Here is a 14,575-nt window from a genome sequence, read left to right as displayed (position 1 = left end):
CAGGGGAAGTGACGCCTGGGGAGATTCCTCTGCCGGGGTCGGTTCGCCGACTAGGCATGAATCGTTGAATCAGGAAGGAAGCAACAAGTTGAACGAAAGTCCGCTTTTGTTCAGCGTTGTGTAAGTCTTTCGGAGCGGCCTAGGGATGGATGCGGCGGAGTTGCTCCAAAGCTACAGCGCGGGCCAAACCGATTTTTCCGGGGAAGACCTGCGCGGCATTCGCCTTAACCGGGTGGATTTGCTCAATCTCAACCTGTCGCGCTGTGACCTGTACGGGGCGGAATTGGTGTTTGCCTATCTCAGCCGGGTGAATTTGCAGGGAGCCAAGCTGAGCCATGCCAATTGCAGCGGGGCCTACTTGGCGCAGGCAAATTTGACGGCTGCCGACTTGAATACGGCGCAATTTCACGGCAGCGTCCTCTACCGGGCCAACCTGTCGCGGGTCAACGGCATTTTTGCCAACTTCCTGGATGCCAGTCTGGTGGAAGCGGACCTGCGGGGGGCGAATCTCGCCAGCGCCAACCTGCGGGGGGCCTGTCTGCGGCAAGCCAACCTGAGTGCGCCCCGCAAAGGCGGTGACCGGGTGACCCTGCGGCGGGCGGATTTGCAGGGAGCGGACCTGCAGGGGGCGGATTTGCAAGGGGCAGATTTGTGCTGGGCGGACCTGCGCCGCGCCAACCTGCGGGGGGCGAAATTGCTCTATAGCAACCTGGCCAATGCCAACCTCAGCCACGCCATCCTCGACGAGGCCAATCTCTGCGATGCAGACCTCAGCCAAGCCCTATTGCACCGTGCCCACCTCAACCAGGCGCAACTGGTGCGGGCAGTGCTGATGGAAACCGATTTGACCGATGCCCAACTCCACGCCGCCAATCTCACCGAAGCCAAGGCTAGCAAAGCGATCTTCCTGCGCTGCCAGTTGTGGGAGGCCAAAGCCACCCGCGCCGATTTCAGCTTGGCCAACCTACGGCAAGCCCAATTGCCCCAGGCCGTTTTGCAAGAAGCCTACCTCACCAAGGCCGACCTACGGGATGCAAATTTAACCCAGGCCAACCTGCACAAGGCCGACATCATCGGTGCCAACTTTACCGGCGCCAATCTCCAGGGGGCGACCATGCCCGATGGCCGCGTCATAGGCTAAACCGCAGGCACCGGTTGGGTCAGGCAGTGCAACCCCCCCAGCCCCTCCACAATCCCGCGGCTGTCAATCCCCACCACCTGCCGTTGGGGGAAAAGTTTTTGCAACAGCGCCTGGGCAACCGCATCCTGGGGGTCCCCAAAGGCAGGCACCAGCACCACCCGATTGCCGATGTAAAAGTTGGCGTAACTAGCCGGTAGCCGTTGCCCGCGGTGGAACACCGGTTGGGGCAAAGGCAGGGGAATCAGCGTCCAATTCAAGGCGGGTGCCAGGGCTTGCAACCGCGCCCAATGGGCTTGCAACACCGGGTAATTGGGGTCTGCCGGGTTGGTCTCCACCGCCACCACCAGCGTATCGGCAGCCACAAACCGGGTGGTCACATCCACATGGCCGTCCGTATCATCCCCCTGAATTTCGGCATCGATCCAGACCACCTGCTGCGCGCCAAAATAATCCCGGAAATAGACTTCCCAATCCTGGGTTGTCATACCCGGATTGCGGCGGGGATGGAGTAAACATTTTTGCGCCGCCAGGAGAACCCCCGCCCCGTTCGATTCAATCGCGCCGCCTTCTAACACCGGTGTCAAGGGCAGACAAGGAACCTGCAGCAGGGCTGCCATCGCCCGTCCCACCTGTTGATCCCGATCCCAGGGCGGATATTTTTCTCCCCAGGCGTTGTACTGCCAATGGGTGGCGACCAACCGCCAGCCGTCTGCGGTCTGTTCCTGGATGAAAATGGCACCGTGGTCCCGACACCAGGCATCGTTGGTCGGCAGGATGTGCAGGAGAATGTTCTCACCGGCGCCCACCTGCTCTCGCACCCGTTGCGCGTGTTGGGCATCCAGGACGTTGATATGGATGGTTTCCCCGCGGCTTAGGGCCTGCACTGCTTGCGCCAGGGCCGCTTCCGTGGCAGCCAACCGCTCCGGCCAGGTATCCCGGTTGTGGGGCCAGGAAAACCAGGTGGCCTGATGGGGTTCCCATTCTGCCGGTAAGCGTCGCCGTGGTTGCACTGGCACCCCCGCTCTGGCATTGACCCCCCTGATTATAAAACGGCGGGGGAGTGGTTGGGGGCGCAAGGCTCCGAAGATAATAAATACGTGGAGTCCTTGACCCGGTGGGTAGGTGACCTTGCCAGGAATGGTTTATGTGCCCCCCCATCCCCTGATCCAACACTGGTTGGGGGTGGTGCGCGACCGCCATACCCCAGCGGCCCTCTTTCGTCCGGCTTTGAGCGAACTGGGGCGGTGGCTGACCTACGAGGCAGTGCGGCGGGATTGGTTGCCCCTGACAGCGACGACGGTGGAGACGCCACTTGCGCCGGCGGCCGCTACGTTTATTGACCCGACGGTACCCATGGTGCTGGTGCCGATTTTGCGGGCGGGGTTGGCCTTGCTGGAAGGGAGCCAAAATTTGTTGCCCCTGGCGCGGGTGTATCACTTTGGGGTGGTGCGGGATGAAACCACCCTGACCCCGACGGTGTATTTGAATAAACTACCTGCCCAGCTTGACCCCCAGACGCGGGTGTTGCTGCTTGATCCCATGCTGGCAACGGGAGGGACGGCCATGGCCGCTTTGGAGGCGCTGGTGGCCCGGGGGGCGCAACCGGCCTATATTCGCGTGGTGGCGGTTATCGCGGCGCCGCCTGCTTTGCAAAAAATCACCAGCCATTACCCCCAGGTGCAGATTTATACAGCCGGAATTGACGAAGCCTTGAATGAGAAGGGGTTTATCGTGCCGGGGCTAGGGGATGCGGGCGACCGGAGCTTCGGCACCGAGAACGGCTAGCGCCAAGGCGTGTACACTAAAAACAGAGCAAAGCTTGGGAGACGATGGCATGGAACCCCGCGGCGATGGATTTGGTAAGGGTTTGGTAGTCGGTACGATCCTGGGGGGGGTCATTGGTGGGGTGCTGGGCGTCATCTTGGCCAATCGTCTGCGCAGCGAGTCCCGTCCCTCCCCTAGCCAGGCCAAGGGGGAGGAAGACAGTCTGCGGCAAAACCTGGAAGAAAAAATTAGCCAACTCAACGAAACCATTGACCAGGTGCGGGATCAACTGGCGCAGGCGAGTGCCGCCGAGCCTCTAAGCGAACCATCCTGAGGGGGGGGTCTGATGCCGCCAGTGATTCAACGCACGCCCCAGGGGGTACAAATTACCCCGCCCGCAGCCGGAACCTTACAGGGGACGGTGGCGGTGCCGGGGGACAAATCCATTTCCCACCGGGCGCTGATTTTGGGCTGTCTGGCCCAGGGAACCACCACCATTACCGGCATCCTTGCGGGGGCAGACCCCCAGAGTACGGCGCAGTGTTTGCGGGCGTTGGGGCATGAGATTTCTCCCCTGACCGAGGACCCGGTGCAGGTGCAGCCAGGGGCATGGCAGGAACCGGAGCAGGTCCTCGATTGCGGCAATTCCGGGACGACCATGCGGCTGCTGTTGGGGGTGCTGGCGGGACGGGTGGGGCATTTTTTCTGCTTGACCGGGGATCACTCCCTGCGCAACCGACCCATGGGGCGGGTGGTCACGCCTTTGCAGCAGATGGGGGCCCAGATTTGGGGACGGCAAGGGGGCAGCCGGGCGCCCTTGGCCATCCAGGGGTGTCGTTTACAGGCCATTGCCTACACCAGCCCCATTGCTTCGGCGCAGGTGAAATCGGCCATTCTCCTGGCGGGGTTGGGCTGTGAAGGGGTAACCCAGGTGCGGGAACCAGCCCCCTCGCGGGACCACACGGAGCGACTGCTGCGCGCGTTTGGGGCGGAAATTACCTGGGCACAGGGGACGGTCACCTTGCAAGGCGGGGCCCGGTTGCGCGGGCAAAACGTGGTGGTGCCGGGGGACATCAGTTCGGCGGCCTTTTGGCTGGTAGCAGGCGCCATTACCCCAGGGGCCGACCTTCTCCTTACCAATGTGGGGGTCAATCCCAGCCGCACGGGGATTTTGGAAGTTCTCGCAGCGATGGGGGCGCAAATTACCTGTCACAACCAGCGGGTGGTGGCCGGGGAACCCCTGGCGGATATTCGGGTGCAAGCCAGCGCCCTCGAAGGTGTGGCCATTGGGGGCGCGTTGATTCCCCGCTTGATTGATGAAATCCCCATTCTCACCGTCGCTGCCGCCTTTGCCCAGGGGAAAACGGTCATCCGGGACGCCGCCGAATTGCGGGTGAAAGAGAGCGACCGGCTGACGGCAATGGCAACCCAACTGACGCGGCTGGGGGTCACGGTGGAAGAACACCCCGACGGCCTCACCATTTACGGCAGCGAACGCCCCCTGGTGGGAACCGAATTGCACACCTACGATGACCATCGGATTGCCATGGCCCTGGCAATTGCCGCTTTGCGCGCCCAGGGAACCTCTCATCTTGCCCCCGCCGATTGTGTCCACATTTCCTACCCCCAGTTCTGGCAAACCCTGGAAAGCCTCTGCCATTAACACCCAGAACCAGAGGGTGATCAAGGCAACACAACTTACCGTCAACCCAGGGGGAATGGCTCCCAGGTGCCCTGGCGCTGGGTGGGTCGCCAAGGCGGGATGTTTTGGATTTTTGTCGCGAACTTTGGCCGAGATGATTCAAATTTTTTGCCATAAGGTTGGGGCAAAAGGGCAGGGCTGGCGCATGGAAAAACGGCAACAAATGGGAATCAAATTTATCCTGGTTGGGTCGGCAACCGTTCCCCCGCTCTGGCGGCCCTCATTGTGAGGGAATTGTGAAATTTTTGGGGGGGTCAAGGAGGGGTTGGTTCATAATGGATTTAGGTAAAGATTTGGGGATGTTTGCTATCTCCAAAGGGGGGAATTCCTATGGGCAAAGAAGTTTGGGAAAGGGATGGCGGTGTGGCGTCGGTGGCAGCAGTTTCTCCCAACCCTAGCGAAAATCTGCGTGCGGAATGGCAAGGATTTCGACCCGGTGTGTGGACAAGGCAAGTGGATGTCCGGGATTTTATTCAAACCAACTATCAACCTTATGCGGGAGATGGTGGATTTTTGGTTGGTCCCACGGACCGGACGGTCAAGCTTTGGGAAAAGGTCAAAGACCTGATGGCCCAGGAGCGGGCCAAGGGGGTATTGGATGCGGATACGTCCCTGCCGACGGGGATTACCGCCCATCCGCCGGGTTATATTGACCGGGAATTGGAGCAGATTGTGGGGTTGCAGACGGATAAGCCCCTCAAGCGGGCCATTATGCCGTTTGGGGGGATTCGCATGGTCAAAGCGGCGCTGGAAGCCTACGGCTATCAGTTGGACCCCAAAACGGAGGAGATTTTTACCAAGTACCGCAAAACCCACAACGATGGGGTGTTTGATGCCTATACGCCGGAAATGCGCCGTTGTCGTCGTTCGGGGATTATTACCGGGTTGCCGGATGCCTACGGGCGGGGGCGGATCATCGGGGACTACCGGCGGGTGGCCCTCTACGGCACGGATTTTCTTGTGCGGGATAAGCAACGGGAGCTGGCGGAACTCGATGACCGGGATATGGACGAGGCCACCATTCGCCTGCGGGAGGAATTGGCCGAGCAGATCAAGGCGCTGCGGGAATTGCAGGCGATGGGGCAAAGTTATGGCTTTGACCTTAGCCGCCCGGCAGCGACTGCGAAAGAGGCGTTCCAGTGGCTCTATTTGGCCTACCTGGGGGCGGTCAAGGAACAAAACGGGGCGGCCATGTCTCTGGGGCGGGTGTCCACGTTTTTGGATATTTACTGTGAGCGGGATTTGCAGCGGGGCCTGGTGAGCGAGGCAGAAATCCAGGAGCTGGTGGACCACTTTGTGATGAAACTGCGGATGGTGCGGTTTTTGCGGACGCCGGAGTACAACGAACTGTTTTCGGGCGATCCGACCTGGGTGACGGAATCCATTGGGGGGATGGGCGAAGACGGCAGGCCGTTGGTGACCAAGACCAGTTTCCGGTTTTTGCAGACGCTCTACAATCTGGGGCCAGCGCCGGAGCCGAATTTGACGGTTTTGTGGTCGAGGGGGTTGCCGGAGCCGTTCCAGCGCTTTTGCGCCCAGGTGTCGGTGGATACCAGTTCCATTCAGTATGAAAACGACGACCTGATGCGTCCCTACTACGGGGATGACTACGGCATTGCCTGCTGTGTGTCGGCGATGCGCATTGGCAAGCAGATGCAGTTTTTTGGGGCGCGGGTCAATTTGGCCAAGGCGTTGCTCTATGCGATTAATGGCGGGCGGGATGAAATATCGGGGGAACAGGTGGGGCCGCCCATGCCGCCGATTACCGATGAGGTGTTGGATTTTGCCGTGGTCCAAGAGCGGTTTACCCAAGTGTTGACCTGGCTGGCGCGCACCTATGTCAACGCCCTCAACATCATCCACTACATGCACGACAAGTACTGCTATGAGCGTTTGGAGATGGCGTTGCACGACCGGGAGGTCTACCGCACGATGGCCTGTGGGATTGCGGGTCTGTCGGTGGTGGCGGATTCCCTGTCGGCCATCAAGTACGCCCAGGTGCGGCCCATTCGGGATGAACGGGGGTTGGCGGTTGACTTTGCCATTACCGGGAGCTATCCGGCCTACGGCAATAACGACGACCGGGCCGATGCACTGGCCGTCTGGGTGGTGCAGACCATGATGAACGCGCTGCGGCAGCAGAAGACCTACCGGGGGGCGGTGCCCACGCAATCGGTGTTGACGATTACTTCCAACGTGGTCTATGGGAAGAAGACGGGGAATACGCCGGATGGACGCAAGGCCGGGCAGCCTTTTGCGCCGGGGGCCAACCCCATGCACGGGCGGGATTGCTGTGGGGCGTTGGCTTCTTTGGCTTCCGTAGCGAAACTGCCCTATGCCGACAGTCTGGATGGCATTTCCAACACCTTCTCGATCGTGCCGCAGGCGTTGGGGCACACCCGGGCGGACCAGGTGGAGAATCTGGTGCGCATGCTCAACGGGTATTTCCAGGACGGTGGGCACCATCTGAATGTGAACGTGTTGCGGCGAGAGACGCTCCTGGATGCGATGGCGCACCCGGAACAGTATCCCCAACTGACGATTCGGGTGTCGGGGTATGCGGTCAATTTCATCAAACTGACGCGGGAGCAACAACTGGATGTCATCAGCCGCACCTTCCACGAGCGGTGTTAAAGGGAGGATTCACTCCTACGAGAGCATGGGCACGGTGGATGGCCCAGGGATTCGGTTTGTCCTATTTACCCAGGGCTGTCCCCTGCGCTGCCTGTACTGCCACAACCCGGACTGCCGGGACATCTATGGGGGCCGGGAGGTCACGGTCGGGGAACTGTTGGCCCAGGTGCAGAAATACCGTTCCTATCTCCAGCAAGGGGGTGGGGTGACCGTCAGCGGCGGCGAACCCCTGATGCAGCCGGAATTTGTGGCCGCCTTTTTGCAGGGCTGTCAGGCGTTGGGCTTCCACACGGCCTTGGATACCTCAGGCTATTGTCCGATTCCGGTGGCCGAGCCGGTGCTGGCCCATACGGACTTGGTGCTGTTGGATATCAAGTCCTACGACCCGGAGCTTTATCGGCGGGTAACCCAGGTGTCTTTGGCGCCGACCCTGGCTATGGCCCGGTATTTAAGCGACATTGGCAAACCCACTTGGATTCGGTTTGTGCTGGTGCCGGGGTTGACCGACCCCCCCCACAACCTCGAGGGCCTGGCGGATTTTGTGGCCAGCTTAAAAAACGTAGAGCGGGTCGAGGTGCTGCCGTTTCACAAAATGGGGGAATATAAATGGGAACAACTGGGTCTGGAATACCTGCTCAAAGATACCCCCCCGCCCAGCGAAGCGTTGCTGGCCCAAACCAAGGCAATTTTTCAAAGTCGGGGGCTATGGACCCCCTGATCCCGATCACAAGTTGAAGTTTCACCGGCATGCCAGGCGGGGGTTTGTACCCTGGTAGGTATAAGCCCCTAGCAGAACCGGCAAGGCGAAGGAGGAGAAGGTATGCGCGTCACCGATACGGAAACCTTGGAGCGTTTGCTTGCGGCGGTCAAAGTGGCCCAGGCGGAATTTGCAACCTTTTCCCAGGCGCAGGTGGATCGGATTTTTCACCAGGCGGCCATGGCGGCGAACGAAGCCCGCATTTATCTAGCGAAACTGGCCGTGCAAGAAACGGGCATGGGGATCGTCGAAGACAAGGTGATCAAAAATCACTTTGCCTCGGAAATGATTTACAACAAATACAAAAATGAAAAAACCTGTGGGGTGATCGAATCAGACCCCCATTTTGGCATTCAAAAAATTGCCGAGCCGGTGGGCATTATTGCTGGGATTGTGCCGACGACCAACCCGACGTCAACGGCGATTTTCAAGGCTTTGTTGACGATCAAAACCCGCAACGCCATTATTTTTTCGCCCCATCCCCGCGCCAAAGCCTGCACGATTGAAGCGGCCAGAATTGTGCGGGAGGCAGCGGTGGCTGCGGGGGCACCGGATCCGATTATTGCTTGGATCGATGAGCCGAGCGTTCCCCTCTCGCAAGCCCTGATGCAACACCCGGAAATTAAACTCATCCTGGCCACAGGCGGCCCGGCGATGGTCAAGGCTGCCTATTCTTCCGGGCATCCTTCCTTGGGGGTAGGGGCAGGCAATACCCCCGCTTTGATCGATGTCAGCGCCGATATTCCCCTGGCGGTCAGTTCCATCCTGCTGAGCAAGACCTTTGACAACGGCATGATCTGCGCTTCCGAGCAGGCGGTGATTGTGGTAGAGGGGGTTTACGAGGCGGTCAAAGCGGAATTTCGGCGGCGGGGGGCCTACATTCTCACCCCGGAGGAAGTAGACCGGGTACGGCAGATTATTCTCGCCGAGGGGCGGTTGAATCCGGCGATTGTGGGTCAGTCGGTGGAAACCATTGCCCAGATCGCAGGCATCAGCGTCCCGGCAGGCACGCGCTTGCTCATCGGTGAGGTGACCGAAATCGGGGAGCAGGAGCCCTTCTCCTACGAAAAACTGGCGCCGATTTTGGCAATGTATCGGGCGGCGACCTTCCGGCAGGGGGTGGAATTGGCTGCCCAGGTGGTCAATTTTGGGGGCAAGGGGCACACGGCGGTTCTCTACACCGACCCGGCCAACCGGGATGACCTGGCCTATTTTGAACACCATGTGGCCGCCAGTCGGGTGCTGCTGAATACCCCTTCGTCCCAGGGTGCCATCGGTGATTTGTACAACTTCAAACTCGACCCTTCCCTGACGTTGGGTTGTGGTACCTGGGGAGGGAATTCCATTTCGGAAAATGTGGCGCCCCATCACCTGCTCAACATCAAAACGGTAACGGAACGGCGGGAAAATATGCTCTGGTTTCGGGTGCCGCCCAAAATTTATTTCAAGTTCGGTTGTCTGCCGGTGGCCTTGCAGGAATTAAAAGGCCGCAAACGGGCGTTTGTGGTCACCGACAAGCCCCTGTTTGAGATGGGGATGCTCAAGGAGGTCGAGGAGATTCTGGAGGAGCTGGACATTGAATTCCAGATTTTCTATGAGGTCGAGCCGGACCCGACCCTCAGCACGGTGGAAAGAGGTTTGGCCCGCTGTCGCAGCTTCAACCCGGATGTGCTGATTGCCTTTGGGGGTGGGTCGCCGATGGATGCGGCCAAGGTGATCTGGCTGATGTATGAGCATCCGGAGGTGGAATTTCGGGGGGTGGCCATGCGGTTTATGGACATCCGCAAACGGGTCTATACCCTGCCGCCTTTGGGGCAAAAGGCGATTTTGGTGGCGATTCCCACCACTTCCGGCACGGGTTCGGAGGTGACGCCTTTTGCGGTGGTAACCGACGACACAACCGGGATTAAATATCCCCTGGCGGACTATGCCCTGACGCCGACGATGGCGGTGGTGGACCCGGAATTGGTGATGCACCTGCCCAAAAAACTGACGGCCTATGGGGGGATTGATGCGCTGACCCACGCCTTAGAGGCCTATGTGTCGGTGCTGGCGACGGAATTTACCGAGGGGTTGGCGCGGGAAGCGATTGAGTTGCTGTTTGCCTATCTGCCCAGGGCCTATAAGTATGGGGCAAAAGACCCGGTGGCGCGGGAGAAGGTGCATTATGCGGCGACCATTGCCGGGATGGCCTTTGCCAATGCGTTTTTGGGGATTTGCCATTCGCTGGCCCACAAGTTGGGGGCGACTTTCCATCTGCCCCACGGTTTGGCCAATGCCCTGATGATTTCCCATGTCATTCGCTACAACGCCACGGATGCGCCCTTTAAGCAGGCGATTTTTCCCCAGTATTCCTACCCCCATGCCAAGCAGCGGTATGCCCAAATTGCCGACTTTTTGCAGCTTGGGGGGCGCACGGAGGAGGAAAAGGTCGAGCGTTTGATCGAGGCCATTGAGCACCTCAAGCAGGAACTGGAGCTTCCCCTTTCGATTAAAGAAGCCTTGCCGGAGAAGGAGCGGGAATTTTACGAAGCGGTGGAGGCAATGGCGGAGCAGGCCTTTGATGACCAGTGCACCGGCGCCAATCCCCGCTATCCCTTGATCCGTGACTTGAAGGAACTCTATATCCTCTCGTACCAGGGGTGTCGCGTCAGCAGTACCTTGTACCATCAAGACCCGGCAGTTGTTCCGTAGGGGGAGCTATGGAGCCAATGGAACTGACCCAAGAGCGGGTCTATGACATTTGGCGGGCCCGGCAACGCTTTCCCCTGGATGCCATTTTTCGCCCGGAGACGGTAGCAGTCATCGGGGCGACGGAACGACCGGGCAGCGTGGGGCGCACGGTTCTGTGGAATTTGATTAGCCATCCCTTTGGCGGTACGGTGTTTCCAGTCAACCCCAACCGGAGCAGTGTGCTGGGGATCAAAGCCTACCCCAACATCCAAGCGGTACCCGACCGGGTGGACTTGGCGGTGGTGGTGACGCCGGCGCCGACGGTGCCCAAGGTGATCGGGGAATGTGCTGCCGCAGGGGTCAAAGGCGCAATTATTATCTCGGCGGGCTTTCGGGAAACCGGGGTGGCGGGGGTGGCCCTGGAGCAGGAAATTCTGGCGAATGCGGGGCGGATGCGGATTATCGGTCCCAACTGCCTGGGGGTGATGAACCCCATCGGAGGCTTAAACGCCACCTTTGCCAGCGCGATGGCCCGGCCGGGGTCGGTGGGGTTTGTTTCCCAAAGCGGGGCGCTATGTACTGCCATTTTGGATTGGAGTTTGCAGGAAAACATTGGCTTTAGCGCCTTTATCTCCATCGGGGCCATGCTGGATGTGAGTTGGGGGGATGTGATTGACTACCTGGGAGACGACCCCCACACCAAAAGCATTGTGATCTATATGGAATCCATCGGGGACGCCCGTTCGTTTCTCTCGGCGGCGCGGGAGGTGGCCATTACCAAACCCATCATTGTGCTCAAGGCAGGGCGCAGCGAGGCAGCGGCGCAGGCGGCCACGTCCCACACGGGGGCCTTGGCCGGGAGCGACGAGGTGCTCAATGCGGCCTTTCGTCGGTGCGGGGTTTTGCGGGTGGACAACATCTCCGACCTGTTTGACATGGCGGAGGTGCTCTCGAAGCAGCCCAAACTCCCCCAGGGGAACCGGTTGACCATTTTGACCAATGCGGGGGGGCCGGGGGTGATTGCCACGGATGCGCTGATTCAGGGCGGGGGGGTGCTGGCGCCTCTGGACCCGGCGGTGCAGGAGAAACTCGCTCAATTCCTCCCCACCCATTGGAGCCACGGCAATCCCATTGACATTTTGGGGGATGCGGATGCCCAGCGGTATGCCCAAGCCCTGGAGGTGCTGGCCCAAGACCCCCATGGGGATGCGGTGTTGGTGATCCTCACGCCCCAGGCCATGTCCCAGCCGACGGAGACGGCCCAGCAGTTGATTGCCGCAGCCTGCCACTACCCCAAACCCATCATGGCCAGTTGGATGGGCGGGGCCAGTGTCGCCGCGGCGATGCGTGCCCTCAACGATGCAGGCATTCCCACCTTTAGCTATCCCGACACGGCTGCCCATATCTTCAACTACATGTGTCACTACAGCAGCAACCTGCGGGCGCTTTACGAAACGCCCCAATTACCCCCGGATTCGGACGAATTTACCCCGGACCGGGAGCGGGTCCGTCGTCTGGTGCAGCAGGCGCAGCAGGCCGGGCGGCAGCTCCTTACGGAATACGAAGCCAAGCAGGTTTTAGCTGCCTATGGGATTCCCACCGTGCCGACGGAAGTGGCGACGACGGCAGAAGAAGCGGTGGCCATTGCCGACCGGCTGGGTTATCCGGTGGTGCTCAAGTTGCTTTCGCAAGTGATTACCCACAAGAGCGATGTAGGGGGGGTGCAGTTGAATCTTGCCCATCCTGAGGCGGTAGTAGCGGCGTTCAATCTGATTCGCGCCAATGTGCAGCCCTGGATGGCCGAGCATCCCGACGTCTTTTTGGGGGTGACGGTTCAGCCCATGTTCCGGGCGCAGGGGTATGAATTGATTGTGGGCAGCAGTTTGGATGCGCAGTTTGGGCCGGTGATCCTGTTTGGTGCAGGGGGGCAGTTGGTGGAAGTCTTCCAGGACCGGGCCTTGGGGTTACCGCCTTTGAACAGCACCCTGGCCAAACGGCTGATGGAGCGCACCCGCATCTATCAGGCGCTGGGGGGGGTGCGGGGCAAGCAGCCGGTGGACCGGGAAAGGTTGGCCCAGTTGCTGGTGCGGTTTAGCCAGTTGGTGGTGGAACAGCCCCTGATTCGCGAAATTGACATCAATCCCCTGCTGGTTTCCGCTGAGCAGTTCATGGCTCTGGATGCGCGGGTGGTCTTGGGCAATGGCCCCAATCCCCGTCTGGCGATTCGTCCCTATCCCCAGCAATACGTCGGTGCGTTTACCCTCAAAAATGGCCTACCGGTCACCATCCGTCCCATTCGCCCGGAAGACGAGCCCCTGCTGGTGGAATTCCACAAAACCCTGTCTGCCGAAAGCGTCTATATGCGCTATGCCCACATGGTCAATCTACAACACCGGATCGCCCACGAACGGCTGACCCGCATTTGTTTTATTGACTACGACCGGGAGATGGTGCTGGTTGCGGATCACCACGACGTGGCCACCGGTCAGCATTGTATTTTGGGCGTCGCGCGGTTAACCCGTTATCACAATGTCAATCACGCCGAATTTGCCCTGATCGTGGCCGACCGGGTGCAACGGCAGGGGCTAGGCACGGAATTGGTGCGGCGTTTGGTGGCCATTGCCCAACTGGAGCATATCCAGCAGGTCGAGGCTTACATGTTGCCGACCAATACCCGGATGCAAAAAATATGTGAACGTTTGGGCTTTACCTTGCACCCCGACCAGGACGAAGAAATGGTCAAAGCGGTGCTGCTGCTGGACAGCCTGCCTATGCCATCGCCGCTGGCGGCCCTGTCCAGCTAAGATTCGGCGGGAATGGGAATGTGTCAGAATGTAAAGCGTGTGGACCACGGCAACCCTGAGTCAGGTATTGACCCCAACGGCCATTGCTCTGGGGAATTTTGATGGCCTGCACCGAGGGCATCGGGCGGTGATTGACCCGATTGTGCACGAACCGGACGCCTGGGCAACCGTGGTTACGTTTCGTCCCCATCCGGTGGAGTATTTCAGTGGTCAACCCAGGGCATTACTAACCCCTCTGGCGGAAAAACAAGAGATTCTAGCCAGTTGGGGCGTCCGGCAGTTGGTGTTGCTTACCTTTGACCGGGAGTTGGCGCAACTGACCCCCAAGGAATTTGTCACCGAAATTCTGGCCTATCGTCTGCACGCCCGCCGGGTGAGTGTGGGCTTTGATTTTTGTTTTGGCCGGGAACGCCAGGGCAATGCGACGTTATTGCAACAACTGGGGCAGGCGTTGGGCATCCGGGTCACCATTGTCCCGCCTTGTATGTTAGATGGGGAGCGCATCAGCAGTTCCCAGGTGCGGGCGTTGCTGCTGGCCGGGGAACCGGAACGGGCGGCACGGCTGTTGGGACGCCCCTATCAACTGATTGGGGAGGTGGTGCGCGGGCAATCCCTAGGGCGTCAACTGGGCTTTCCCACCGCCAATTTGCAACTCCCGGCGCGCAAGTTTTTGCCCCGTCACGGCGTGTATTGCGTGGAAGTGCGGGGGGAACCCTGGGCGCAGGCGCAACCGGGGGTCATGAATCTGGGCTACCGTCCCACCCTCGATGGGCAAACCCTGACAGCAGAAGTCCATCTGCTCCAATGGCGGGGGGATTTGTACGGGCAGACCTTGCAGGTGGCGCTCCGGCATTTTTTGCGCCCAGAACAAAAATTCACCAGCGTCAGCGCCCTACAAGCCCAAATCCAACGGGATTGCCAAGCCGCCAGGGAGTACTTTGGCTTGCCCCTGGAACAGTTGGAACCGACTTAGAAATTGAATGAATATTGATGGGTTAGGCATAGGGGGAGGTAGTGCCTACCGCTAGTTAAGATTGATTGGATTTGCCAAAAGTTCGCAGGCAAAGGCAAATGTCGCAAACTTGTTTGAAATGACTATA

General features: G+C 59.7%; 10 protein-coding genes. 9 read left to right on the top strand and 1 reads right to left on the bottom strand.

Annotated features, from left to right (window positions below):
* Window positions 1-145: 145 nt before the first annotated feature.
* The gene (locus tag ACWISF_RS04640; RefSeq protein WP_448380424.1) at window positions 146-1,141 is read left to right on the top strand and encodes a pentapeptide repeat-containing protein; all 996 of its coding nucleotides are present in this window, start codon (window positions 146-148) and stop codon (window positions 1,139-1,141) included.
* On the opposite strand, the gene ACWISF_RS04635 is transcribed toward ACWISF_RS04640, so the two are convergent.
* Window positions 1,138-2,151 carry an agmatine deiminase family protein gene (locus ACWISF_RS04635; RefSeq protein WP_448380423.1) on the bottom strand — a complete coding sequence of 338 codons (1,014 nt, stop codon included), beginning with the start codon at window positions 2,149-2,151 and terminating at the stop codon, window positions 1,138-1,140. The two genes, ACWISF_RS04640 and ACWISF_RS04635, sit on opposite strands and share 4 nt — an antisense overlap.
* Before the next feature lie 112 nt (window positions 2,152-2,263).
* On the opposite strand from ACWISF_RS04635, the gene upp reads away from it, so the two are divergent.
* From upp to ACWISF_RS04595, 8 genes are all read left to right on the top strand, one after another.
* Entirely contained in the window at window positions 2,264-2,926 is a 663-nt protein-coding gene (gene upp / locus ACWISF_RS04630; RefSeq protein WP_448380422.1) for a uracil phosphoribosyltransferase, read from the top strand.
* Between the two features lie 49 nt (window positions 2,927-2,975).
* Window positions 2,976-3,239, top strand: a complete 264-nt coding sequence (locus ACWISF_RS04625) for a hypothetical protein (RefSeq protein ID WP_448380421.1) — start codon at window positions 2,976-2,978, stop codon at window positions 3,237-3,239.
* Window positions 3,240-3,251: 12 nt separating this feature from the next.
* Entirely contained in the window at window positions 3,252-4,568 is a 1,317-nt protein-coding gene (aroA, locus tag ACWISF_RS04620) for a 3-phosphoshikimate 1-carboxyvinyltransferase (RefSeq protein WP_448380420.1), read from the top strand.
* 444 nt (window positions 4,569-5,012) lie between these two features.
* Window positions 5,013-7,241, top strand: a complete 2,229-nt coding sequence (gene pflB / locus ACWISF_RS04615; RefSeq protein ID WP_448380425.1) for a formate C-acetyltransferase — start codon at window positions 5,013-5,015, stop codon at window positions 7,239-7,241.
* On the top strand, window positions 7,207-7,959 hold the full coding sequence (gene pflA, locus ACWISF_RS04610) for a pyruvate formate-lyase-activating protein (RefSeq protein ID WP_448380419.1): 753 nt from the start codon (window positions 7,207-7,209) through the stop codon (window positions 7,957-7,959). The genes pflB and pflA overlap by 35 nt, the downstream gene beginning before the upstream one ends.
* A gap of 102 nt (window positions 7,960-8,061) precedes the next feature.
* Window positions 8,062-10,692: a bifunctional acetaldehyde-CoA/alcohol dehydrogenase gene (gene adhE / locus ACWISF_RS04605; protein ID WP_448380418.1), complete on the top strand. Its 2,631-nt coding sequence runs from the start codon at window positions 8,062-8,064 to the stop codon at window positions 10,690-10,692.
* A 17-nt stretch (window positions 10,693-10,709) separates the two neighbouring features.
* The gene (locus ACWISF_RS04600) at window positions 10,710-13,475 is read left to right on the top strand and encodes a bifunctional acetate--CoA ligase family protein/GNAT family N-acetyltransferase (protein ID WP_448380417.1); all 2,766 of its coding nucleotides are present in this window, start codon (window positions 10,710-10,712) and stop codon (window positions 13,473-13,475) included.
* Window positions 13,476-13,512: 37 nt separating this feature from the next.
* Window positions 13,513-14,448, top strand: coding sequence for a bifunctional riboflavin kinase/FAD synthetase (locus ACWISF_RS04595; protein ID WP_448380416.1), 936 nt, complete (start codon window positions 13,513-13,515; stop codon window positions 14,446-14,448).
* Window positions 14,449-14,575: the final 127 nt, after the last annotated feature.

The sequence above is a fragment of the Gloeomargarita sp. genome (assembly GCF_053491055.1).
Note: the sequence above shows the minus strand (reverse complement) of the source record. Positions and strands in the feature narration are given on the sequence as shown.